The organism is Clostridium beijerinckii, from assembly GCF_018223745.1.
GTDB lineage: Bacteria > Bacillota > Clostridia > Clostridiales > Clostridiaceae > Clostridium > Clostridium beijerinckii.
On sequence record NZ_CP073653.1, the window covers coordinates 1,062,159 to 1,087,195 of the forward strand.

Annotated in this window: 17 protein-coding genes and 1 riboswitch; of the genes, 15 read left to right on the forward strand and 2 right to left on the reverse strand. The window is 30.4% G+C overall.

Going from position 1 to position 25,037, the window contains the following annotated elements:
• Positions 1 to 88: 88 nt before the first annotated feature.
• From malQ to KEC93_RS05000, 5 genes are all read left to right on the forward strand, one after another.
• Positions 89 to 1,576, forward strand: a complete 1,488-nt coding sequence (gene malQ / locus KEC93_RS04980) for a 4-alpha-glucanotransferase (RefSeq protein ID WP_077868378.1) — start codon at positions 89 to 91, stop codon at positions 1,574 to 1,576.
• A 2-nt stretch (positions 1,577 to 1,578) separates the two neighbouring features.
• On the forward strand, positions 1,579 to 3,939 hold the full coding sequence (locus KEC93_RS04985; protein WP_077868377.1) for a glycogen/starch/alpha-glucan phosphorylase: 2,361 nt from the start codon (positions 1,579 to 1,581) through the stop codon (positions 3,937 to 3,939).
• A gap of 317 nt (positions 3,940 to 4,256) precedes the next feature.
• On the forward strand, positions 4,257 to 5,216 hold the full coding sequence (locus tag KEC93_RS04990; RefSeq protein ID WP_077868376.1) for a D-2-hydroxyacid dehydrogenase: 960 nt from the start codon (positions 4,257 to 4,259) through the stop codon (positions 5,214 to 5,216).
• 66 nt (positions 5,217 to 5,282) lie between these two features.
• The gene (locus KEC93_RS04995) at positions 5,283 to 6,167 is read left to right on the forward strand and encodes a beta/alpha barrel domain-containing protein (RefSeq protein WP_077868375.1); all 885 of its coding nucleotides are present in this window, start codon (positions 5,283 to 5,285) and stop codon (positions 6,165 to 6,167) included.
• 310 nt (positions 6,168 to 6,477) lie between these two features.
• A complete protein-coding gene (locus KEC93_RS05000; protein WP_017211802.1) occupies positions 6,478 to 8,646 on the forward strand; it encodes a type IA DNA topoisomerase in 2,169 nt (722 codons plus the stop codon).
• Between the two features lie 63 nt (positions 8,647 to 8,709).
• On the opposite strand, the gene KEC93_RS05005 is transcribed toward KEC93_RS05000, so the two are convergent.
• A complete protein-coding gene (locus KEC93_RS05005; protein WP_077868374.1) occupies positions 8,710 to 9,600 on the reverse strand; it encodes an SDR family oxidoreductase in 891 nt (296 codons plus the stop codon).
• Positions 9,601 to 9,892: 292 nt separating this feature from the next.
• Between KEC93_RS05005 and KEC93_RS05010 the strand changes: the two genes are divergently transcribed.
• The 6 genes from KEC93_RS05010 (at position 9,893) to KEC93_RS05035 (ending at position 19,808) form a co-directional block, all read left to right on the forward strand.
• Positions 9,893 to 10,759, forward strand: coding sequence for a DUF4261 domain-containing protein (locus tag KEC93_RS05010; protein ID WP_077868373.1), 867 nt, complete (start codon positions 9,893 to 9,895; stop codon positions 10,757 to 10,759).
• A gap of 584 nt (positions 10,760 to 11,343) precedes the next feature.
• Positions 11,344 to 12,576, forward strand: a complete 1,233-nt coding sequence (locus KEC93_RS05015; protein ID WP_023973985.1) for an ammonium transporter — start codon at positions 11,344 to 11,346, stop codon at positions 12,574 to 12,576.
• A 473-nt stretch (positions 12,577 to 13,049) separates the two neighbouring features.
• Positions 13,050 to 15,050, forward strand: a complete 2,001-nt coding sequence (locus tag KEC93_RS05020) for a methyl-accepting chemotaxis protein (RefSeq protein WP_077868372.1) — start codon at positions 13,050 to 13,052, stop codon at positions 15,048 to 15,050.
• Positions 15,051 to 15,308: 258 nt separating this feature from the next.
• Complete coding sequence (locus KEC93_RS05025; RefSeq protein WP_023973983.1) at positions 15,309 to 16,214, forward strand: metallophosphoesterase family protein; 906 nt, start codon at positions 15,309 to 15,311, stop codon at positions 16,212 to 16,214.
• A 281-nt stretch (positions 16,215 to 16,495) separates the two neighbouring features.
• Positions 16,496 to 16,586: riboswitch (cyclic di-GMP riboswitch) on the forward strand.
• Between the two features lie 343 nt (positions 16,587 to 16,929).
• Positions 16,930 to 17,664, forward strand: coding sequence for an acyltransferase (locus KEC93_RS05030; protein WP_023973982.1), 735 nt, complete (start codon positions 16,930 to 16,932; stop codon positions 17,662 to 17,664).
• 35 nt (positions 17,665 to 17,699) lie between these two features.
• Positions 17,700 to 19,808, forward strand: coding sequence for a methyl-accepting chemotaxis protein (locus KEC93_RS05035; RefSeq protein WP_023973981.1), 2,109 nt, complete (start codon positions 17,700 to 17,702; stop codon positions 19,806 to 19,808).
• 107 nt (positions 19,809 to 19,915) lie between these two features.
• On the opposite strand, the gene putP is transcribed toward KEC93_RS05035, so the two are convergent.
• Positions 19,916 to 21,391, reverse strand: coding sequence for a sodium/proline symporter PutP (putP, locus tag KEC93_RS05040; RefSeq protein WP_023973980.1), 1,476 nt, complete (start codon positions 21,389 to 21,391; stop codon positions 19,916 to 19,918).
• A 328-nt stretch (positions 21,392 to 21,719) separates the two neighbouring features.
• On the opposite strand from putP, the gene KEC93_RS05045 reads away from it, so the two are divergent.
• From KEC93_RS05045 to KEC93_RS05060, 4 genes are all read left to right on the forward strand, one after another.
• Entirely contained in the window at positions 21,720 to 22,736 is a 1,017-nt protein-coding gene (locus KEC93_RS05045; RefSeq protein ID WP_077868371.1) for an ABC transporter substrate-binding protein, read from the forward strand.
• 34 nt (positions 22,737 to 22,770) lie between these two features.
• Positions 22,771 to 23,538 carry an ABC transporter ATP-binding protein gene (locus KEC93_RS05050; protein WP_017209855.1) on the forward strand — a complete coding sequence of 256 codons (768 nt, stop codon included), beginning with the start codon at positions 22,771 to 22,773 and terminating at the stop codon, positions 23,536 to 23,538.
• Positions 23,525 to 24,361, forward strand: a complete 837-nt coding sequence (locus KEC93_RS05055) for an ABC transporter permease (protein WP_172462753.1) — start codon at positions 23,525 to 23,527, stop codon at positions 24,359 to 24,361. The genes KEC93_RS05050 and KEC93_RS05055 overlap by 14 nt, the downstream gene beginning before the upstream one ends.
• Positions 24,362 to 24,664: 303 nt before the next feature.
• Positions 24,665 to 25,021 carry a CidA/LrgA family protein gene (locus KEC93_RS05060; protein WP_077868370.1) on the forward strand — a complete coding sequence of 119 codons (357 nt, stop codon included), beginning with the start codon at positions 24,665 to 24,667 and terminating at the stop codon, positions 25,019 to 25,021.
• The last annotated feature ends 16 nt before the right edge of the window (positions 25,022 to 25,037 follow it).

Below are 25,037 nucleotides of genomic sequence, written 5' to 3' on the forward strand. Positions count from 1 at the left end.
TATTGATATCTAAAGAATATTAAAAAGGGAAATAATATATATAATAATTTAAGTTATTATTATATTCCTAGAGGGTGGAGGAATGAGAATGAAAAGAGGTAGTGGAATCATTATGCATATTGCATCTTTGCCAGGTAGATATGGAATTGGAACATTTGGAAAAGAGGCATATGAATTTGCGGATTTTTTGAAGAAAGCGGGTCAAAGTTTTTGGCAGATACTTCCTTTAGGACAGACTAGTTATGGGGATTCACCATACCAGTCATTTTCGGCATTTGCTGGAAATCCTTATTTTATTGATTTTGATATTTTAGAGTCTGAAAATTTGATAAGAAAGTCCGATTATGATGAAATAAATTTTGGTGATAATCCAGAGCGTATAAATTATGAATTGTTATTTAAAGAAAAATTGAAAGTATTAAAATTGGCATATGAAAATTTTAAGCAGAAGCAATCTGAGGATTTTAAGAATTTTGAAAAAGAAGAAGATATGTGGCTTGATGACTATGCTACATTTATGGCCTTAAAGAATAAGTTTGACCTAAAAAGTTTTCAAACATGGGATGCTGATATTAAATTAAGGAAAAATGATGTTTTAAAGAACTATAAAGAAGAACTTAAAGATGAAATTCAATACTGGAAATTTGTTCAATACGAATTTTTTAAACAATGGACAAACTTGAAAAATTATGTTAATGAATTAGGAATTAAAATTATAGGTGATATACCCATATATGTTGCAGAGGATAGCGCAGATTTGTGGAGTAATCCAAAAGTATTTTTAGTAGATGAAGAAACATTAACTCCAATAAAAATTTCAGGCTGCCCACCTGACGCATTTTCTTCAACTGGGCAGCTTTGGGGAAATCCTATTTATAATTGGGAGTATTTAGAAAGAGAAAACTATAAATGGTGGATAAATAGAATCAGGCAGAGCTTAAAGCTTTATGATGTAATAAGAATAGATCATTTCAGAGGATTTGAGGCATATTGGTCCATACCTTATGGAGAGAGAACAGCTGTAAATGGAGAATGGGTAAAAGGACCAGAAATGAAATTATTTAATGCAATAAGAAAAGAACTTGGAGATATAGAGATTATAGCTGAGGATCTAGGTCTATTAACTGAAGATACTATAAAATTTAGAATAGAGACTGGTTTTCCAGGTATGAAGGTATTAGCATTTGCCTTTTCAGGTGATTGTGAAAATCCATATCTACCGCATAATTATGAAAGAAATTGCGTGGCATATACAGGGACTCATGATAATGATACTATAAAAGGCTGGATTCAAACGACAGGAAGTAAGAATGAAGTTGAGAATGCAGTTGAATATTTAAATCTTACAGAAAAAGAAGGGTATAATTGGGGATTTATAAGAGGAATATGGAGCAGTGTTGCAGATACATCTATTGCACTTATGCAAGACTTCTTAAATCTTGGAAATGAAACTAGAATAAATTTACCGTCTACTATTGGAGAAAATTGGACATGGAGAGCAAAAGACGGTGTTTTTACTAATGAGTTAGCAAATAAAATATATAGATTAACTAGAATTTATGGAAGGTGTGAGTAAGTGTGGATAAACAAAGAATAAGAAATGGTATAGAAAGATATTTAAAAGTAAAACATGCAGTAAAGTTGAAGGATGCTCAGGATTATGAAATTTTTAATGCGCTTTCATTAACTATTTTGGAGGAGATAATTGATAATTGGAATGAAACAAGTGAAACTTATAACAAAGGAAGAATGGCATATTATTTATCAGCAGAATATTTAATGGGAAGAGCTCTAGGTAATAATTTAATGAATTTAGGTTTATACGATGAAGTTAAGGATGTTTTAAAAGAGTTAAATATAGACTTAAATAGAATCGAAGAAATAGAAGAAGATGCAGGACTTGGTAATGGTGGGCTTGGAAGACTTGCAGCATGTTTTGTGGAATCTGGAGCGACATTAAACATGCCTTTAGTTGGATACGGAATTAGGTATAGCAACGGGTTATTTAAACAAAATATTGAAAATGGGTTTCAAACTGAATGTGAAGATACATGGTTAAAATATGGGGATTCATGGAGTGTTAGGAAAGATGATGAAATTCAAATAATTAGATATTCAGATATGACAGTAAAAGCAGTTCCTTACGATGTACCTATAATTGGTTACGGAACTAAAAATATAAATACTTTAAGATTATGGCAATGTGAGGCTTTAAGAGAATTTGACTTCAATCTGTTCAATAACCAACAATATATTGAAGCCGTATCAGCAAGAAATAAAGCAGAGGATATATCAAGAGTATTATATCCCAATGATACAGCAGAGGCAGGAAAGATATTAAGGCTTAGGCAACAATATTTCTTCTCAAGTGCGTCTATGAAAGATATACTAAAAAAACATAAGGCTAAATTTGGGGCGGATTTTTCTGAATTTGTAAAATACAATGTAGCACAATTAAATGATACTCATCCAACAATATCAATCCTTGAATTTATAAGAATATTAGTTGATGAAGAGTATGTAGAATTTTCGGAAGCATTATCAATAGCTAAAGAGTTTTTTGGATATACAAACCATACAATACTTGCTGAGGCACTAGAAAAGTGGGATATAAGATTAATAGAAAGATTATTCCCAAGAATACTTCAAATTGCATATCAAGTTGATGAAGCATTAATGAATGAGCTAAGACAAAAAGGATATGACGAAGGTGCAATATGGAATTTTAGAATTATTGCAAATAATCAGATGAGAATGGCCAATTTAGCTATATTTGTTGGGAGAGCTGTAAATGGTGTTGCAGCACTTCATACAGAAATTTTAAAGAAAAATGAATTAAATCACTGGTATCATTTATATCCAAATAAATTTCAAAACAAAACTAATGGAATTACACCAAGAAGATGGCTTAGGCTCTGCAATGCAGAATTATCCGAGCTTATTACAGATTTGTTAGAAAGTGAAGATTGGATTAAAAATTTAGAGCTTCTTAAGGGTCTAGAGAAATTTAAAGATGATGATGCAGTACTTGAGAGACTTATGGAAATTAAGCATGAGAAGAAAGTTCAACTAGCAGATTATATTAAACAAGAAGAGGGAATTAATATAGATCCAGATTCATTCTTTGATATTCAGATTAAGAGATTACATGAATATAAGAGGCAGTTATTAAACGCCTTATACATTTTAGATTTATATTACAGAATAAAAGAGAATCCAAATTTAGATATACCAAAAACAACATTTATATTTGGAGCTAAAGCATTCCCAGGATATAGAAGAGCCAAGGGGATTGTAAAATTTATAAATGAAATAGCTAGACTTGTAGATAATGACTCAGAAGTTTCTAAGAAAATAAAAGTTGTTTTTGTTCATAATTATAGGGTGTCTTATGCTCAAAAACTATTTCCAGGTTCAGACTTATCTAAACAAATTTCAACGGCTGGGAAAGAAGCTTCGGGGACAGGAAATATGAAATTTATGTTGAATGCTACTCCAACATTTGGAACTTATGATGGTGCTAATATAGAAATTGTTCAAGAAAGCGGAGAGGAAAATAACTATATATTTGGACTTAGAGTAGATGATATTGAAAGAATTAAGCATGACTATGATCCAAAATGGTATTATAGAGAAAATCCAAGTATTAAGAGAGTAGTTGATACTTTAATCGATGGTACACTAGACGATGGAAGAACGGGATACTTTGAAGACTTATATAATGCTTTGTTAGAGGAAAGAGATCAGTATTATGTACTTGCAGATTTTGACTCGTTTAAGCAGACTCAAGAAAGAGTGTTTGAAGATTATAAGGACAAAAAGAAATGGGCTCAAAAATGTTTTGCTAATCTATATAGTTCAGGAATATTTTCAAGTGATAGAACTATAAAGCAATATGCAGATGAAATTTGGTATATAAAACCAGCCCCTATTAAATGATTATTGATTTAAGAATAAAATAATTAAGAGTTATGGAGAGCGAAAAATTTTATATCCATAACTCTTTATTTTTTTTACGTATTATAGTCATTTTTAATTACTTAAAATAAATTTTTAACACATGAATACGGTATTGGTTGAGTTGTAAAATAATTACGTATAAGTTTACATTTAAATTTGTTTACGGTATTATTAATATAGAAAAATAAGGTATGTATTCATAAAGTTAGCAAGTAAAATCATAATTTTTGAGAACTTCTTTTTTTATCATTATAGAGTAAATAGGATTATTTTAAAGTTGGAAAAGGAGATTGAGTATGAAGAAAATAGTAGTATTGGATGGAAGAACTTTAGGAAATGTAGACTATATTAAATTAAATGAGTTTGGACAGGTGATTTATTATGATTTGACATCTGAAGAAGAAGTTGCAGGAAGAATTAGAAATGCTAATATTGTTTTAACTAATAAAGTTAAGTTAAACAGGGAAAATTTAAAAGATGCGAGCGAATTGGAATTAATATGCGAAATGGCTACAGGATATAACAATATAGATATAGAATATGCTAAAGAAAGAAATATTGCGGTAACTAATGTAAGAGGATATTCGACTACGACTGTAGCTCAACATACTTTTGCTATGTTACTTCATTTATACGATAATATAAGCTATTTTGATAACTTTGTTAAATCTGGAGAGTATTCAAGATATGATATGTTCACAAATTTAGAATTACCATATAAAGATTTATGTGGTAAGATATGGGGAATAATTGGACTTGGAGCCATTGGAAAAAGAGTGGCTAGAATAGCTCAAGCTTTTGGTGCAAGAGTAGTATACTATTCAACTTCAGGAAAAAATTCGGATTCAGATTTTGCAAGAGTGGAGTTTGAGTCTTTGTTAAAGCAATGTGATATTATTTCAATACATGCTCCTTTAAATGAAAAAACTGAAGGATTATTAAACTATGATGCATTTACAAAAATGAAAAAAGATGCTGTTTTAATTAATGTTGGAAGAGGTCCTATAATTGTGGATGAAGATTTAGCTAGAGCTTTAGATGAGGAGATAATAGGAGGTGCAGCTCTGGATGTATTTAAAGAGGAACCTATTCCAGTAGAAAACTCACTATTAAAAGTAAAAAATAAAGATAGGCTGATTTTGACACCTCATGTAGCGTGGGCAAGTGAAGAAGCTAGAAGTAGGTTGTTTTCAGATTTATTAGAAAATATAAGTGCGTATAATAGAGGAGAAAAAAGAAATAGAGTAGATATTTAAAGATTACCAATTTGGGATAAATTATAAGAATAAACTAATAAAAGCTTAAATTAGCGGGAGGCTTTAATGAAGAATAATAGGGAAATTTTTTATGGGACATCGGCATTAAGATTTTATAACAAAAAAGATGTTATAAATGGAAAAGTTATAAAAATAAACCCTGCATTAATTACTATACTGGATAAATTAGATGAATCACTTGATATTGATACAATTCAAGGTAAGGTGATTGAAGAAGTAGAAATTTTGCTAAAACAAGGTAATATAAAAACATTACATGTGGATATAAACTTCGATGATTATAGCAATTTTGGAAGTGATAGTCCAAGCGTTAATTCTCATATTTTTAACATAAGCTTTATTGAAAGATTAAATACGATAGCCGGATTATATGAGGTATTTTTGAATGTGCATTTACTTACGGATTATCCTAAGATTCATATAAAAGATATTAAGCACATAAATGTTGGGGCTGTATGTTTTCAGCTAGAAGTAGTGAAAGATCGCCAGGAATTAAAGGAAATTATAGATGAGATAATTGAAATGGGAGCTTGCGTAAGCCCTGTGATTGAGGTTGTCGGAACGGATAGATTTATTCCGAAAACTAAGAAAGAAATACTGGAATTTATATCGCCATTTCAAGATAAGATTGGAATGTTAACATTTCAAGTGGAGGCTACAGGTGCACGTTCAAGTAATTCATTTGGGATGTTGAATTCGAAAGAAATAGCAGATTACATTAATTATTTTACTAGAAACTTTGATGGAACAGTGCAGATGCAAGGCGGAATTACTACTGAAACTATAAAGTCAGCCATTAAATTGGGAAGCGAGTTTTTAGTATGCGGTACAGAAATATTTAATAATAAATTAGGATATTCTTCAATGGAAGTTATAGAAAACATGCTTAAAGAAGCAGATAAAGCATTGTGTATTGAAAGAAAAGAATAAGTTAAAATATTATTAGTGAGAAAAGCTTGAATAATTTAGATGCAAGGTATAAATGATTTGTTCATTTATACCTTCTTTTAATATGTAAAGGAAATAATTAATATGAGAGTATTTGTCTATTTTTGATACCTGATATTTACATAAAGAACTTCAGCTGGTTTTATTTTTTGATTAGTGTTAATATATATAAGTGCTACAAGTAATAACTAAGGCACCTGAAAGGAAATAATAGACCTAAAGTGCAGAACATGCAGATATGATGGTCCATTATTTTTTTAATTGTGCTTAAAGGAGGATAATAAAATATATCATGGCAAAAGTTATTATTGCGGAAAAACCATCTGTTGCTAAAAATATTGCAGATGCATTTAATGTAAAAACTAGAAGAGATGGTTATTTTGAAGGAAATGGCTATTACATAACGTGGGCGTTTGGGCATCTTTTACAATTATATGATGCAAAAGACTATGATGAAAATATGAAGGGGTGGAGGTTTGAGAAATTTCCTTTCATTCCAGAGCATTTTTTATATAAGGTTAAATGTGATAGTGTAGACAGAACTGTTGAAGATAAGGGTGCAAAGAAACAGCTTGGAATAATAAAATCCTTAATTGATAAAGAAGATGTTGATGGCATTGTATCAGCTACTGACTTCGATCGGGAAGGGCAGGTTATAGCTGATGAATTGTTTGGCTATTTTAAGGTGAAAAAGCCTATATATAGATTACTTTTAAACGAGTGGACACCTGATGAAGTTAAAAGCGGAATGGAATCACTAAAAGATAATAAGGAAATGCAGCCACTGCAAGATGCTGGAATAGGAAGACAGTGGAGTGACTGGATAATTGGAATTAATTTAACATCTGTAAGTACACTGAAATATAAATTTGAAGAAAACAAGACTATTAATATAGGAAGAGTGCTTCTTCCAACTTTAAAGATTATTTATGATAGAGATAAAGAAATAGAGAATTTTACAGCAACAACTTATTATAAGCTAGTGTCAAACTTCAAAACTTCAGCCAATGAAGAATTTGAGGGACTTTATTATGAGAATGATTCTGAAAAGTTTGAGAAAAAGGAAGATTTGGATAAATTTATTTCAAGGCTTGAAGGAGCAACTGCTAAGATTATTGATAAGCAGACAGAATTAAAAAAAGAATATCCACCATACTTATTTAATTTATCTAATCTGCAGGGACATATAACTAGTAAATATAAGGGATGGACATCAGATAAAGTTCTTAAAGTTGCACAGTCTCTTTATGAAAAGAAGCTTACTACCTATCCAAGAACGGCAAGTGTGGTTTTAGAAGAAAGTTTAAAGGATAGAGCGAAAAAAGTTTTAGATACATTAAAAGCTGGATTGCCATATGAAAAAGATATTAAATTTAGTACATCAAAAAGAATTTTTGATAGCTCGAAGGTTGAGAGTCACAGTGCTATAACACCAACATATATAAAGCCATCGGGCTTATCGTCTGATGAAAAAATAGTATATGATGCTATTAAAAATAGATTTATAATGCAGTTTATGCCTATAGCTGAATTTGAAGAAACAAAAGTTACATTAAAAGCTAATGTTTCAGAAATGAATGGAATTTTTGTTTCGAAAGGGAAAGTAAAGCTTGTAGAGGGATGGAAAGTAGTAGAGAAAATAGAAAGTAAAGATGTAATTCTACCCAAAATTGAAATAGATGAAACTGTAGATATTGTAGATTCTAAAGTGAATTCTGTTACTAAGAAGCCACCTAAGTATCACACTGAAAAAACATTACTTAGAGTAATGGAGACTTGCGGAAAAGGTATTGAAGGAAAAGATGAAGACTCAGAAGAAATGATGCAGGCAATTTTAAGTGGGTTTAGCATAGGAACTCCAGCGACTAGAGCAGAAACAATAAAGAAATTAAAGGATATAGGATACCTAAAGACAAAAGGTAAAAATCTTATGTGTACAGAGCTTGGGAGAAATTTGGTTGAGACTTTTCCAGTAAAAGAATTATTTGACTTGGAGTATACAGGTAGATTAGAGAAAACTCTTTCAGATATAGAGAAAGGAAAATTTGCTAAAAGTGAATTTATTAAACTTATAACAGATTTCACAATCCAATCCGTAGAATTGATAAAAAAAGATGATGCTGCATTATCAAGATTTAAAGTAGAAATACCTAAAGATAGTGAGAATATAGGACCATGTCCAGTCTGTGGAAATCCAGTAATTGAAGGTGAAAAGAGTTTTGGATGCAGTAACTGGAAAAATGGATGCAAATATACGATTTGGAAAGATGATAGATATATAGCATCTTTCGGTAAGAAAATATCTAAAGAAATGGTTGAACTTCTGCTTAAGAATGGAAAAGTAGGATTTAGAAATCTTAAGAGTAAAAAAGGTAATACATTTTCGGCATATTTCAAATATGAGAAAAATGAGGAGAGTGGATACTTTAATTGGAAGATTGAATTTATAGACAATAAGTAAGGGCTTGTTAACAAGCCCTAATTTATTGTGCCCTAAAGAATATATTCGGTTGTTAAATTTATTCTAACTATCAACCATAGTTCCACCATTTACATGAAGTACTTGCCCAGTAACATAGGAGGAGTCATTAGATGCAAGATATACATATGCTGGAGCCAATTCGAAAGGTTGGCCAGCTCTTTTCATAGGAACGTCAGATCCAAATTTAGCAACTTCTTCAGCAGAAAAGCTTGATACTATAAGTGGCGTCCAAATAGGGCCTGGAGCTACAGCATTAACTCTAATTCCTTTGGTTACTATGGATTGGGAAAGAGAACGAGTGAAGGTTACAATTGAGCCTTTGGTTGAAGAATAGTCAATTAAAGTTTTATTACCTTGGTAAGCTGTGACAGAAGCCGTGTTTACAATTGTACTTCCTCTTTTCATGTGTGGCAATGCAGCTTGGGTTAGATAAAACATTGGAAATATATTGATTGAATATGTTGTTTTTAATTGGGAAGATGATAGTTCTTCTATACTATCTTGAGGAAATTGAACACCAGCATTGTTTATTAAAATATCAATTTTCCCTAGTTTTTCAATTGTACATTCGACTAGTTTTTTGCAGAAATCTTTGTAGGAAATATCACCAGGCATGAGAAGACAGTGTCTGCCATATTTTTCAACATATTGCTTGGTTTTTATTGCATCTTGATGTTCATATAAATATGAAATTACTATATCAGCTCCCTCTTTAGCAAAAGCAATAGCTACGGCTCTTCCGATTCCACTATCACCGCCTGTGATTAGTGCTACTTTACCTTTTAATTTATCACTTCCTTTATAATCAGGATTATCAAATATAGGCGGTGGATCCATACGTGCTTCAATTCCTGGTTGACAATCCTGATGTTGTGGAGGAAAATTTTTGGGTAATTTATCAAAGTCTATGTGGTTCTTGTATTTTAAGGGCATAGCTTTCTCCTTAAATATATCTATACTATTAATAATATTATGGATTTACCAAACCATTTGTGAATGAATTAATTTTCAAATTAAATGAAAATGTAAAAATAATTATAATAATACATACATTTTAAGTGAATGTATATTAAATTTATATATAGTGTGTTATAATTAATAAATATTTACATAGACAAAGCTGTCTCAAAATTAATTATGTTTTGAGACAGCTTTTTTATTTGGAGCAAAGAATAAAGAATTTATTTCAATTAAAATTAAAAATAAGAAAGAGGGTTTGTATAGAATGAAAAGATATGAAGTAAGTAAAAATGGAAAGGTAGAAAATGTAGCTGATGCTTTTTCAGAAATATATAGTGTTGAACTTTTGATGAAAGAAAAGCCTGTTATTCTGGAAAATGAATTACTAAGAAATATACAAAAGTATTTTAAAAATGTTAAAGTTACATCTAATAGAGATAACAATATTTCATTTGCATTTATGGATCATATATTAGAATATAAAAATGTAAATGCGCCTGTTGGAATTGTTATTAGCGTTATTGAAGAAAAACCTGAAATTAATAAATTGAGAAAATCATTAGGACAATCATTTGACTATGTTAATAAAGAAGAATTTGAAAAATGTAAGGTTAGAGTTTTGGTTACAGATATAATGGCTATAGGATTAAATTATGCTGAAAGAATAAAACTTTTTCAAAAAACGCTTTATTCTATAGTTGAATTAATTCCATGTGAAGGCATTCATTTTAATATTACTGAACAAGTAATAAGTAGGGAAGAGTATTTAAAAAATAATCCTCTAAATGATGATTATGATGTTTTACTTGGTATATTAAATGTAAGATTATTTAATATTGAAAACAATGAGAATGAGTATGTAATGGATACATTAGGATTATCATCAGTAGGTTTATGTGATTTACAATGCCATTTTAAAAATTTAGATCCAGACGAAATATCGAATATTTTATATTCTTATGGATATTACATTTTTGAAAATAGCGATGTTCTTGAAGAAATAGACACCATAGAAGGAATTACGGAAAATAGCAAGTGGAAATGTCGACATGAAGTTGCGCTTGTTGAACCCGAACGTGTTGTATTAGATATAAATCCTGGAGAAGATTTTTCATGTGGATATAGAAATTAATCAATAATATGTATATAAGAATTTAATTTTTAATTAGAACTCTCTTGATTTAATGTAAAAACAAGAGAGTTTTTTATTCTCTAGGAATTCATATTCAAGTTAAATCTGTGGATAAGTTATGGAAAAGACTAACTCAGAAAGTTATGGTTTGCAAAGAGAATAAAAAATAAATCATATTCGCCTGCCAAATTTCTCTCACATGTGTTTAAAAAGGCAAATGCGTAAAAAAATCTACATATATGAAAAGAGTGTGAAGCACAATATTGAACTTAGCCAAAGTCGTCTGAGATTTTGTTATTTTACCTGGCCCGTATGTATAATGAAAAAAATAATTCATATTTAAAAATAACTAATAATAAATTATCATTTTATATTGACATATAAAACATGGGATAGTAAACTTATAAAAGTAATTTAAAAATTTAAAGAAATATGTAGAAAACAATGGCGTTTTCATTTCAAAAAAGATATATCTAGTATGGGTATACCTTCTTTGGAGTGAAGCGTCTTTTTTATTTTTTAACAACTTAGAATAAGCAATTGTACTCAAAATTTAATTAAATTTATTCAAGGGGGAATAGAAAATGGAATTATTAAACGGCGCAGATATGGGATTTGTAATTATTAGTGCAGCGTTAGTAATGCTAATGGTGCCAGGATTAGCTTTATTTTATGGAGGTATGGTTAAAAGCAAAAATGTATTAAGTATTACAGTACATAGTTATGCAGCTCTTGTTATTATATCTTTACAATGGATTTTTATAGGTTATACTTTAGCCTTCGGTCCAGATGTAAAAGGAGTAATAGGTGGTTTAGATTGGAGTTTCCTAAAAGGTATAGGAATGGCGCCTAATGCGGATTATGCAGGCACAATACCACATTTAGAATTTGTAGTATTTCAGTTAATGTTTTCTGCGATTACTGCAGCTGTAATTTCAGGTTCTGTTGCTGAACGTATGAATTTCCCGGCGTTTATAATATTGATTATTTTGTGGAGTACATTTGTTTATGATCCTATTTCTCATTGGGTATGGGGAGCTAATGGATGGTTAAGGAATTTAGGAGTCCTTGATTTTGCTGGAGGAAATCCAGTAGAGATAAACTCAGGAGTTTCTGGACTAGTTGCGGCAATTGTTGTTGGTAAAAGAAAGAGAGCGATCCCTGAACCACACCATATACCTATGGCAATATTAGGTGGAGGGCTTTTATGGTTTGGATGGTTTGGATTCAATGCAGGAAGTGCTCTTGCAATGAATTATGTAGCTGTAAATGCATTCTTTACAACTAATACTTCAGCGGCTGCAGGAGCAGTTGCATGGGTACTTTGTGAATGGTTGCTCTATAAAAAACCTACAGCCTTAGGAACAGTAAGTGGAGCTATAGCCGGGTTAGTTGCAATAACTCAGGGGGCAGGATTCGTGAGCCCTATATCAGCTGTGCTTATTGGAGCAGTTGGCGGAGCATTAAGCTTTTTCGCAATAGCTATATTGAAGAGGAAATTAGGATACGATGATGCCTTAGATGCTTTTGGCTGTCATGGAGTAGCAGGAATTTGGGGATCTATAGCGACAGCTATCTTTGCATCAAAGGCAATTAATCCAGCAGGGAGTGATGGATTAATATATGGTAACTTTGCACTTTTAAAAGCTCATTTAATTTCTACTTGTGCAACTGCCTTGTATGCAGCAGTTGCGACATTTGTAATACTTAAAGTAATGAGTTTAGTAATGGGCTTAAGAGCTACTTCAGAACAGGAAGCAGAGGGATTAGATATTTCCTTACATGGAGAAGAAGCTTATTCAGGATTAAATATGTAGAAACATAATAATAAATAATGTATAAGAATTTAGTGAAAGCAAAATCCAGGTTACTAATATAACTTGGATTTTGTTTTTTTATTGTCTAGGAAAGTATAGAATTTTTTGATTTTGAAAGCCAGTGATACCAATGGGGTATAAGGATATTGACCTGTAAAAAATGGTATAAAGAAAGAGCGTGGCGCAGCCACTTTTGTTCTTCTTTAGGAATTTATATTCCAGTAAAATTGAGGGTATAACCTAAAAAGGTTGAGTTTTAATTTTTTCTATCAAAAATAAATATAAATTTGTCAATTTAAATGAGAATGTGATAATAAATAAGAAGATTTATTAAAATATTGCTAATAAACATGACTAATGTCAAAAAAATGTCATTTTTGAGCATAGTTTCATAAAAAGAATATAAAATGAGATATTTTGGCATATTTTGCGATATAATATGAATTGAAGTTAATTATGAGGTGGGGGAAAATATGCATAAAGCACAAAGTCAAATTAAATCAGTAAGTATAAGGTTATACTTACTGATTACAATTGCTATGTTAGCAATAATACCAGTAGTTATTTTAGGTATCATTTCTACAACGACATCAAGGAGGAGTAATGAAAAGAGTTTTGATGAAAATAGAACTTTACTCTCAAATATAGGACAGGAAATAATAAATAATAAGATTACATATTATGAAGATACATTGAAAACATTAATTGAGAATAATAATTTTAATATTGAAGAATCACCATATAATAAATTGAATGGAGATATGAAATTAATTAAGAAGACTGATGAAAGTATTTTAAATATATATTATTCAGACAACACTGGAAAAGTATTTCAAATACTTGATAGTAAATTGCCAGATGATTATAACGCTACAGAAAAATCCTGGTTTAAAGAGACTATAGAGAATCCGAATAAATATATTATTCATAGTCCTTATCAAGATAAAATAACTGGAAAAAGCGCAATAACAATATATAAGGCTGTGATTAAAAATAATGTACCGGTAGGCGTTATGGCTATAGATGTAGAGCTAAGTGAACTAGCAGATCAGTTATCAAGTATAAAATACGGACAAACCGGAGAGTTTATTATTACTGATAAAGATGGTGTAGTTATTTCTGACAATGACAAAACTAAAATTGCTGGAACAGAGCCAACTGAATACAATTGCTGGAATCAGATATCAATTGGTGATAAAGGTAAAATCAAATTCAATTATAATAATAGTACATATGAGGGGTATTTTGAGACCTCGGAACTTACTGGATGGAAGTTAATACTAAAAATCCCATCTAGTGAGCTAAGGAAATCAGAAAATGATTCAACTATAGCATCAATTATAATTATATTTGCAATAGCGGTAATTACATTAATTATAACTATGGCTATTGCTAGAAGAATAAGTAAAGGAGTAAATTCCTTAAAAGATGGAATGGAAAGAACTGCGAATGGAGAATTTAACAAAGAAATTATTATAAATAATCATATTCGCGAATTTATAATTCTAGAAAATAGTTTTAATAAAATGCAGAAAAATATTGCAAAATTAATTAAGAGTGTTGATAATTCGGCAATAAATGTTAATAAAAATGCTATAAATTCAGTTAGTATGAGCAAAGAAGTAGCAATATCGATGAATCAGGTAAGTGAGACAATAAATCAAATATCAAGTGGAACTATGGAGTCTTCTAACAATTTAGAAATGATATCACACAGCATGGACTTACTATCTCAATCTATGAATAAGATAGAAGAAGCGACTGAAAGTGTAAATGGTATGGCAATAAAAGCAAATGATTTAGGTAAAGATGGAATAAAGATTGTAAAGACCGTTATAAATAAATCATATGAAACTAAAAAAAGTACTGAATCAGTAAAAGATGTTGTAAGTGAAGTTTCGGAAAGTATAATGAAAATAGGCACCATGAATAAGGCAATAAGTGCGATTACAGAGCAAACAAATCTTTTAGCCTTAAATGCAGCAATAGAAGCAGCTAGAGCAGGAGAAGCAGGAAAGGGATTTGCAGTAGTCGCTGATGAAATAAGAAAGCTTGCAGAAGAGACATCAGTTTCAGCCAAACAAATAGATGAAATAATAAAAGAAATAAAAAGTAAATCAGAATTAGCAGTTGACAGGGTATTAGAAACAAGTGGAACAGTAGATGATCAAGAGCATGCAGTTAAAGAATCAGAAGTGATATTTACAGAAATAGTAACAGCTATAGAAAGTTTAACAGAAAAGGTGAGTAAAATAGCTGAAGGTGTGAGTAACATAAATAATATGAAGGATGATGTAGTTGAAAAAGTAGAAAACTTATCAGCGATATTAGAAGAAACAGCATCGGGAACAGAGGAAGTTTCAGCGACAGCGCAAGAAGTGACAGCGTCAACAGAAAGCTTTGTTGATAATTTTAATAATTTAAAAGATATGGCTGAGGAATTGAAAGAAAAAATTGAAGAATTTAAACTATAAAAATATAAAATCATTATGATATATATGTTGTAATAATAAATTTACGTTTAAGACTCTAGTGAGCCAAGTGATAAATTAATTGATAAATGTAGAAATTTAATTAAAAAATATATATTTAATGTTTTATAAGATATAAAGGATTGTTGCAAAATGCAATGATCCTTTTACAATTTAAAATAAGGTCTAATTAGCAAATAGTTAGTGTCAGATACAACCTAGTTTTCATATAATATTATATTTTAAGAAAGGTGAATATATATGAAAAATAACCTTAGGTTTGATAGTAATGGCAAGTTTAAAATAGTTCAATTTACAGATATACATGAAGGACCGAGCAGAGACAAATCTATAGAGCTTATAAATAAGATATTAGATTACGAAAACCCCAATATGGTTATATTATCAGGAGATATTATTGATGGCAAATGTCAGACAGCAGAAGATGTAAAAAAAGCTATAAATCATATAGCGGAGCCAATGGAAAATAGAAATGTACCTTGGTGTATAGTTTTTGGTAATCATGATGATGAACATAATATGATGACGAAAGAAGAAATGATGAATTTATATATGAGCTTTAAACATAATCTGAGTCAAGTGGGGTATAAAACTTTTGATAGGATAGGTAATTATAATCTTCTTGTAGAAAGTTCAAAAGATAAAACGCCTAAATTTAATATATATATGATAGATTCAGGAAAATACGCTCCTGCCATTATTGGAGGATATGATTGGATAAAACTTACTCAAATATGGTGGTATAAAAGAACAGCGATAAATTTGAAGAAAAAATATAAAAGATTAATACCTGCGCTTATGTTCTTTCATATACCTTTAAAGAAGTTTAAAAAGGCATGTAAGACTGGATTAGTAAATGGTGAAAGGCTTGAAGATGAGAGCTGTGCCAAGATAAATTTATGCTTATTTAACAAAATAGTTAAAATTGGTGATGTGAAAGGTATATTTGTAGGGCATGATCATTTTAATAATTACTGTGCTGCTTTAGATGGTGTTAGGCTTGGATATGCTGGATATACTGGATACGGAGGATATGGAGATGACAAAATTCCTCGTGGTGCAAGAGTATTTTTAATTAATGAAGAAAATCCAGCTGATTTTAAAACTTGGACAAGAAGAGAGTTTGATACAGAACTTAAAAAGTAAATTCTATAAAAGAATAATTTTAGGAGATATATTTTCATGAATTGGTATATATGAAATTGAAGAAAATTATTGATTTTTAAATGAATTTATTAGCATGGCGATAAGAAAAATATATATAATATATTTAAATTTATAAATATATTATATTGAATAAATGGTATTATATTGAATTAAACGATTAAATAATATCCATTTTTACAATATTGTAACTTAAATTTAGTGTATATAAGTTGAAAAATGTTGTAAAAGATGTAATAATAGAATAAAAATGAAAAAAATATAATATCAATAGGCACACTTATTGAAAAATAGGGTCGCAAAGCTATGAGTCTAAGGAAAAATTTAATTTTCTATGATTGTCAGGTTGCCAAAATGTATCTATGAATAATAAATTTTATATTTTAATTTTGGTGTCCACAATTATGTAGACACCATTTTTGCGCTCTTAAAACTTACAATAAGAAAGCTATTTTTATTATTTTTTCAAGTGCAAAGTATTTGCTGCTAGAGATTCGAAGTTTGAATTATAAATAATATTAAAAGATCAGAAGGGAGTGGAGAAGGCTAATAAAATATAATCATAGTAATTAGTAGCAAAACTAAAATAAGTTGGACAAACAGTTTGACTTAATGTTGCTTATAAAATCGCGTTGAAAGTTTGACTATGAAGGAGGCGAAAAGATTATTTTTTGCGATTTTAATAATCTGAAATGATATGAGTAAAATAGACGAATTATTAAATGAAGTAGAAGTCATAGTAAAACAAGGGATAAATAAAGAGGGCGTAATAGAAATTTTAAATTCTCTAAAATGTTATTTTCCATACGAAATATTAGATGAAATGAAATTATATGGGGACTATTTACCTAAAAATAATGAATTAGAATTTTCAGAAGAAAAAAGATATCTTCATTTTTTATGGGATGTACTAGATAAATCACCTATGTGCTTAATTGCCAATTTTGCTATTCCTTATAGACAGATATTAGCAAAAAAATTATTTAAGTCATGCGGAAAGAATTTTATAGCTGAAGAAAATGTACGTTTCAATGTTCCTGACAATATAGAAATAGGAGATAACGTATTTATGAACAAAGGTGCTTTCCTAGATTCAAAAGGTGGAATAACAATAGGTAACTCAGTAGGAATTGGCGAAGGCGTTACAATTTTTACTCATTCTCATGAGGAGCATGAACATGAATTAAGGACATATGCAAAAGTAGTAATTAAAGATTACGCTAAAATATATTCTAATTCAACTATATTGCCTGGAGTAACAATTGAAAAACAAGGAATAGTAGCAGCTTCTTCTTTAGTCGGTAAAAATGTTGAAAAAAATGAGTTGGTAGCGGGTATACCAGCAAAGGCTATGAGAGAGAGAAAAACATTAGATAGAAATCAGGAAGAATTAAAGCATATATGGTTGCATAACGGTGAATTTCAAGATTAAAAAATTTGTACACCTTAAGGAGGAAATGATTAATCATGAGAATATCATTTAAATCAAAGTTAATGGTAATAATATTGCCGCTAGTAATAGTTGGATTGATATCGCTGACAGGATTTGCATATATTAATTTTAGGAGCATTATAGAAAGCGAATTAGTGAATTCCATGTCATTAAGAACAACAGAAGCAACTGGTCATATTAATACATGGCTGACGAGTAGAATGGCAGAAGTTCAAGAAACAGCTCAAAGCCCAGTGCTTAAACAAGTTTTGGAAAAAAATCCTGGTTTAAATTTAAATAGCACAGATGGATCATTAAACATAATAGATGATTTAAATTTATCAAGATTTAATTTTATTAAAAATACATATCCAGACGAATATGCAGCAGTCCATATACTAAATAGCCTAGAGCCTAGTGAATGGAGTAACGCTGATAGTTTGAATAAGCTACAAGCGAGATTTTATAATGTAAGCAATGGAAAATTTGCAACTGCTAATTGGGCTAAAGGTGCTGCAACAGAAGCTTCAGAAAGATATTCAAAGACAAATGGCGTTCCTTATGATGCAATATTTAAGCCTACATATTCTGAAGCTTATGATAAGAATGTTGTAATGATGGTTGCGTGGAATAAAGATGCACAAGGAAAAGTTACAGCAGGAGCTGCCTCAAGTTTGGCTATTGAAGCAGTAGAAAATCAAGTTAAAAATCTAAAATATGGTCAAAAAGGTTACGGAGTATTATTAGGAAGTGATGGAACTTTTATAGTTCACCCAAATAAAGATTGGGCCATGAAAGAGAAAATAAATACAGTTAATGATTCAGATCTTACTAAACTTAATGAAGCCATTCAAGGTGATAAACCAGGAGTTTTTAAATTTGGAAGTGGATCTGAGAAAAAAATTGCATTCTATGCAAAGGCACCGATTTCTGGTTGGACAGTTATAAATGTTGTTTATGAGGATGAACTTTTTGCTTCATCTAATCATTTGATACTGATTATGATTGGGATAGTTATAGCTATTATTGTAATTTTATCAGCAGCTATATTTACAGCAGCAACTAAGTTGATCAAACCTTTAGTACGCCTTAATGAGTTCGCGGAAGTTATATCTACTGGAGACTTAAGTGGTTCAATAGAAGTAAAATCCAAAGATGAATTTGGAAATCTTGCTACAGCGTTTAATCATACGATAGAAGCATTAAGAGGCATAATTACAGATATAAATAATGAATCATCAAAGGTAAATGAAGTTTCAACTAATCTTGCAAATTCATGTGATGATAGCATTAAGGTTACTGGAGAAGTTGCTAAAGCAATACAAGTGATAGCAGAAAATACAACTGAGCAGTCAAGACAAGTGACTTTAGCCAGCGAGAAAACAATTGAAATGGAAGAAGTAAGTAGAGTTGTTGTTAATAAATGTAATGATATGCTTGAAACAGCTGAAGAATCACATAACATAAGTGCGGTTGCTTTTGAAGCGGTGGATAAAGCTGTTGAAAGTATGAAATTAATTGTTGAAAACAATAAAACCAATTTAGAAGAAAGTAAAATGTTACTCGAGAGATCAAATGAAATTGGTAAGATTGTTGAAGTTATAACTAACATTGCAAGTCAGACCAATTTACTTGCTTTAAATGCAGCAATAGAAGCTGCTAGAGCTGGAGAGCAAGGAAAGGGATTTGCCGTAGTTGCAGATGAAGTAAGAACCCTTGCGGAACAATCTGCTACTGCTGCCAGTCAGATTTCGGCTTTAATAAGTGGAATACAAAATCAAATTGAGACCATTAGTAGTAGTATGGATGAAGGTTCTAAGGAAATTACTGTTGGTATGGAAACAGCGTTAAAGGCTGAAACTCATTTTGATAATATAGAAAAAGCTATAAGAAACATTTTTGATGTAGTTCGAGATGTATATAATTCTACAGAATCTATGATTAAAACAGCAAAAGATACAGTAGTAGAAATGCAAGAAACATCAATTATATCAGAACACACGGCATCAGCAACAGAAGAGGTATCAGCATCAGCTGAAGAACAGGCTGTTACTATGGACGAAATAGGAGATTCAGCTAATCAATTAGCTAAATTGGCTCATAGATTAAATGAGTTAGTATCAAAATTTAAAATAAGCAAATAAGGATAAAAAATAACAGTAAGACCATAGAATTATTAGTCTTACTGTTATTTTTTATAAGTTAAAGGTACAAGATTAATTGAATACTATACCTTTAGAAAACAAATATATTATTTCATATCTGTTAATATATTTTCCATTTTATTAAACTGGTTACTGACATCACTATCTGGCTTTTTAGTTAAAAGACTAACGATAATTACAGATAGAAGTGATAATGAAAATCCTGGAATCATCTCATATAGAAAACTAGATAAACCTAAAACAATCCATAAAAGAACTGTTATACCACCAACAATCATTCCAGATAAGGCACCCCATTTAGTCATTCTTTTCCAGTACAGACTTAATAAAAGAACTGGACCAAAAGACGAACCAAAACCAGCCCATGCTTGGCCAACAATATCTAAAATAGTCTTATTTGGAAGGTATGCAAGTACTGTCGCAAATGCTGCTATGACTAATACAGCTAATTTACCTATTACCATTTGTTGTTTTTCGGAAGCTTCTTTATTAAAGAAAGCTAGATAAAAATCTTTTGTAATAGAACTTGAACAAACTAAAAGCTGAGATGAGATAGTACTCATAATAGCAGCTAGTACTGCAGATAATATAATTCCTGTAATAAATGGATGAAATAATATATCACCAAGTCTAAGAAAAACTGTTTCAGGATCACTTAATGGAGTGTTATGTTCAGTAAAATATACAAGACCTATAATACCACTTACAACAGCACCTAAAAGACCTATTGCCATCCATCCAATACCAATTCTTCTTGCTGATTTTAATTCTTTTGCAGATTTTATTGCCATGAAACGAACAATAATGTGAGGCTGTCCAAAATAGCCTAAGCCCCAAGCTAGAAGGCTAATAATACTAGCTATGCTAGTCCCTCTAAATATATCAAATAATTTAGGATCAATTGCTTTTACCTTATTTACAAATGTTCCAGGATCTACCCCTATATTCATATACGCTACAACTGGAACAGTGATTAAACATATAAACATTAAAGTCCCTTGGAAGAAGTCAGTAAGGCTAACTGCTAAGAATCCACCATAATACGTATAAAGAACAACAACAGATAGAGTGACAACTACACCCATTGTATAAGTTAGCTTATATGTATCAACAAATAATTTTCCTCCAGCAACAAGTCCTGATGAAACATAAAGAATAAAGAAAACAAGTATTACGATACCAGATACAAGCCTAAGTATGTTAGACTTATCTTTAAAACGATTTTCTAAATAGTCTGGAATTGTCATAGAGTCATTTGCAATCTCTGTGTAGACTCTAAATCTTGGAGCCAGTAGAAGGTAGTTAAAGTAGGCACCTACGGTTAAACCAATTCCTATCCAAATATTAGATATACCAGTTAGGTAAACTGCTCCAGGAAGTCCCATAAGCATCCAACCGCTCATATCACTTGCGCCTGCTGATAATGCTGTAACAAGAGGTCCGAGTCCTCTTCCTCCTATCATATAATCTGAAAGATTAGATGTTTTTTTGTAAGAGTAGTATCCTATTGTAAGCAAAATAAGTAAATATACTCCTATTGCTATAATGGACCATAGTTTCATATTAAATTCCCCTTTCTATACATTTAATGTTGTTGATATTGTTCTTAGAAATGATAAGTGGATAAAATACCTTTTTTATAAAAACGATATGATTATATTATCATATTATTTAAAAATCGACAATTAAATTTAGAAGTTTATACTTTGTGCGTTGCTTTAAGCTAAAATTGTTAAATGTGAATTGTTTACAAAATAAAGTTTTAAGCCCAAATAGTTTATATAAATTAAGACTTATTGTATCCAGCAAATAGAGCATATATATTAGAACAATCTTTGATTAAATATCATATGATACATCATAAAACAGTATTAGGAGATGCTTTATTTAATGAAAAAAAAGTTAAAAGTATTAACTGCTTTATTGATTTCGAGTATAACTGCCATATCTATGTTTGGCTGTAGTAGCAATAATAAAACTAAGGAAGGTAAAGTAACTGTACGCTTAAATGAAGTTACACGTTCAGTTTTTTACGCTCCTATGTATGTTGCAATGAAAGAAGGCTATTTTGCAGAGAATGGAATCGAAATTGATTTACAAACAGGTCAAGGCGCAGATAAAACTATGCAAGCAGTTTTAAGTAAATCAGCAGATATTGGTTTTTGTGGACCAGAACAAACTATTTACATTAATAATCAAGGAAGAGAAGACTACCCAGTACTTTTTGGACAGCTTACCCAAAAAGATGGCTCTTTCGTGGTTGGACGAACTAAGGAAGACAATTTTAAGTGGCAAAATATTAAAGGGAAAAATATTATAGGAGGAAGACCGGGTGGTGTTCCAGAAATGGCTTTTGAATATGCTATGAAACACAATAATATTAATCCAAAAACAGATGTCAATATGGTAAATAATATAGATTTTGCTGCAACTGCAGGTGCATTTAAGGGCGGTACAGGTGATTATGTGGCTCTCTTTGAACCTACAGCTTCTGCAATTCAGAAAGAGGGAACTGGATATATTCTTGCATCTGTTGGTGAAGAATCAGGATTAATTCCTTATACTTGTTATTTTGCAACAAAATCCTATATGGATAAAAATCCACAAGTAATACAAGGTTTTACAAATGCTATCTATAAAGGTCAGCAGTGGTTTTTTAGTCATAGTACAGAGGAAGTTGCGGATAGCATAATTGATTATTTCCCAGGTACAGATAAAGATACAATTATGACAGTTATAGATAACTATAAAAAGATTGATGCTATAGCTCATACACCAGAAATTAAAGAAGAAAATTTAAATAGACTTATGGATATAATTACTGATTATGATTCAAGCTTAATGCCGCAAAGACCTGAATTTAGCAAGATCGTAGATAATTCTTTTGCTGAAAAAGCAGCTAAATAAAGGTCACATAAAGATGAAAAGGTGGTGATTTTATTTGAGCTTGTTAGAAATATCAAATATATCAATGAATTATCATTCTATTAAAGGTGAAACACAGGCTTTAAATAATGTTAATTTTCAAGTAGATGATGGTAAATTTATTTCTATTTTAGGACCGTCAGGATGTGGAAAATCTACATTATTAAATATAATGAGTGGACTGTTAGAACCATCTAATGGGAGCGTATTATACAAAGGTGAAGATGTAAAAAAGAATTTGGATAAGATAGGATATATGTTTCAAAAGGATCATTTATTTGAGTGGAATACGGTTTGGGAAAATGTAATCTTAGGATTAAAGATAAAAAAGCAGCTAAATAGTGAATCAAAAGAAAGAGTAAGTGGATTATTAGATGCTTATGGGTTAACGAGATTTAAGAACCATCATCCTAGTGAACTTTCAGGTGGTATGAGGCAAAGAGTTGCACTTATAAGGACTTTAGCATTAAATCCAGAGATACTCTTTTTAGATGAACCATTTTCAGCACTAGATTATCAATCGAGACTTTTGGTATGTGATGATGTTTATAAGATAATAAAAACAGAAAAAAAGACAGCAATAATGGTGACACATGATATAGCAGAAGCGATTTCTTTGTCTGAAAAAGTAATAGTATTATCTAAGAGACCATCTAGTGTGAAGGCAGAAATTCCTATACATTTTAGTGATGAAGAATTAACTCCTTTCCAAAAGAGAAGAGCTCCAGAGTTTAGTGAATATTTTAACATGTTATGGAAGGAGTTGAATGATGGAAATGGCTAAGAAAAGTGTAAATGTTAGTGAAGCAAATAATATATCTAAGGAACACGAAATATATTTGAATAAGGTAAAGAAAACAAAAAGAAAAATTTTAATTACTAGAATTCTTATATTGGTTATTTTTATAGCCTTATGGCAAATAGCTGCAAATCTTAAGTGGATAGATCCGTTTCTTACATCTAGTCCAACTAGAGTAATTGAATCATTTGTATCTTTATATGAAGGTGGAGGTTTAATTAAGCATATCGCAGTCACATGCTATGAAACTATCTTAGGATTTTCTTTAGGAACAATCCTAGGCTCACTAATTGCAGTAATCTTATGGTGGAGTCCTTTTGTATCAAAAATACTAGATCCATATTTAGTAGTTTTAAATGCACTTCCTAAAGTTGCTTTGGCCCCAATAATAATATTTTGGATTGGAAATGGTATTCCAGCAATAATAGTCATTGCTCTTTTAATATCAGTAATAACAACAATTATAAGTGTATTAACTGGATTTAATGAAATAGATAAAGAGAAAATTATGCTTATGAATACTTTTAGAGCGACAAAAATACAGATATTAAGATATTTAATATTTCCATACTCTGTTCCTATCCTCATATCAGCTCTAAAGATAAATGTTGGTTTATCTTGGGTTGGGGTAATAATGGGAGAATTTTTAGTAGCGAAGAATGGTCTTGGATTTTTGATAGTATATGGAGGACAAGTGGCTCAGCTAGATATGGTAATGATGAGCATTGTGATATTATCAGCAATTGCATTTATCATGTATGAGGTGGTTGCAATAGTAGAAAATAAACTAGTAAAGGATAGAAGTTAAAAGTATACTATTAAACTTTACAAATACTCTCTTAAAACGACTTATTTATAAAATAAATAAGTCGTTTTAATTTTTATAATGAATAAAATTAAACATATTTTTAGAAACTTATATTTAAAGTGCAATTAATATATAATACTGAAAATATAAGGATATTTAACAAAAAGGTAACCTTTACTTAAAGTGTAAAGGAATTTTACTTATCCATGTAATGATGGTAAATTAAATTGTAAAGGTCATATTAAGAATAGAGAGAAGTTGGTTTTTTAACAAATATGCTTAAATAATTGGAGTGTGATAAAATTGAAGTTATTTAGAGAAGCACTAATTATATTTGGAATTTATCTATTAGGAGAATTTATATCATCAATGCTTCATCTACCGATACCAGGAAATATATTAGGAATGATAATATTATTTATATTATTATACACAAAGGTAATTAAAGTGGAGAGCATTTCAAATATAACAAATTTTTTACTAGACCATCTGGCGTTTTTCTTTATTCCAGCAGGAGTTGGTTTAATGACGTCGCTTGGAATAATAAAAGCGACATGGTGGCAATTATTATTAGTATGTATATTGACGACTACAATAGTAATTGGAGTGACTGGTATTGTCGTGCAGGCTGTTTCAAGAAAGCCAAGGAAAAATAGTTAGTTTACGTACAGATAAA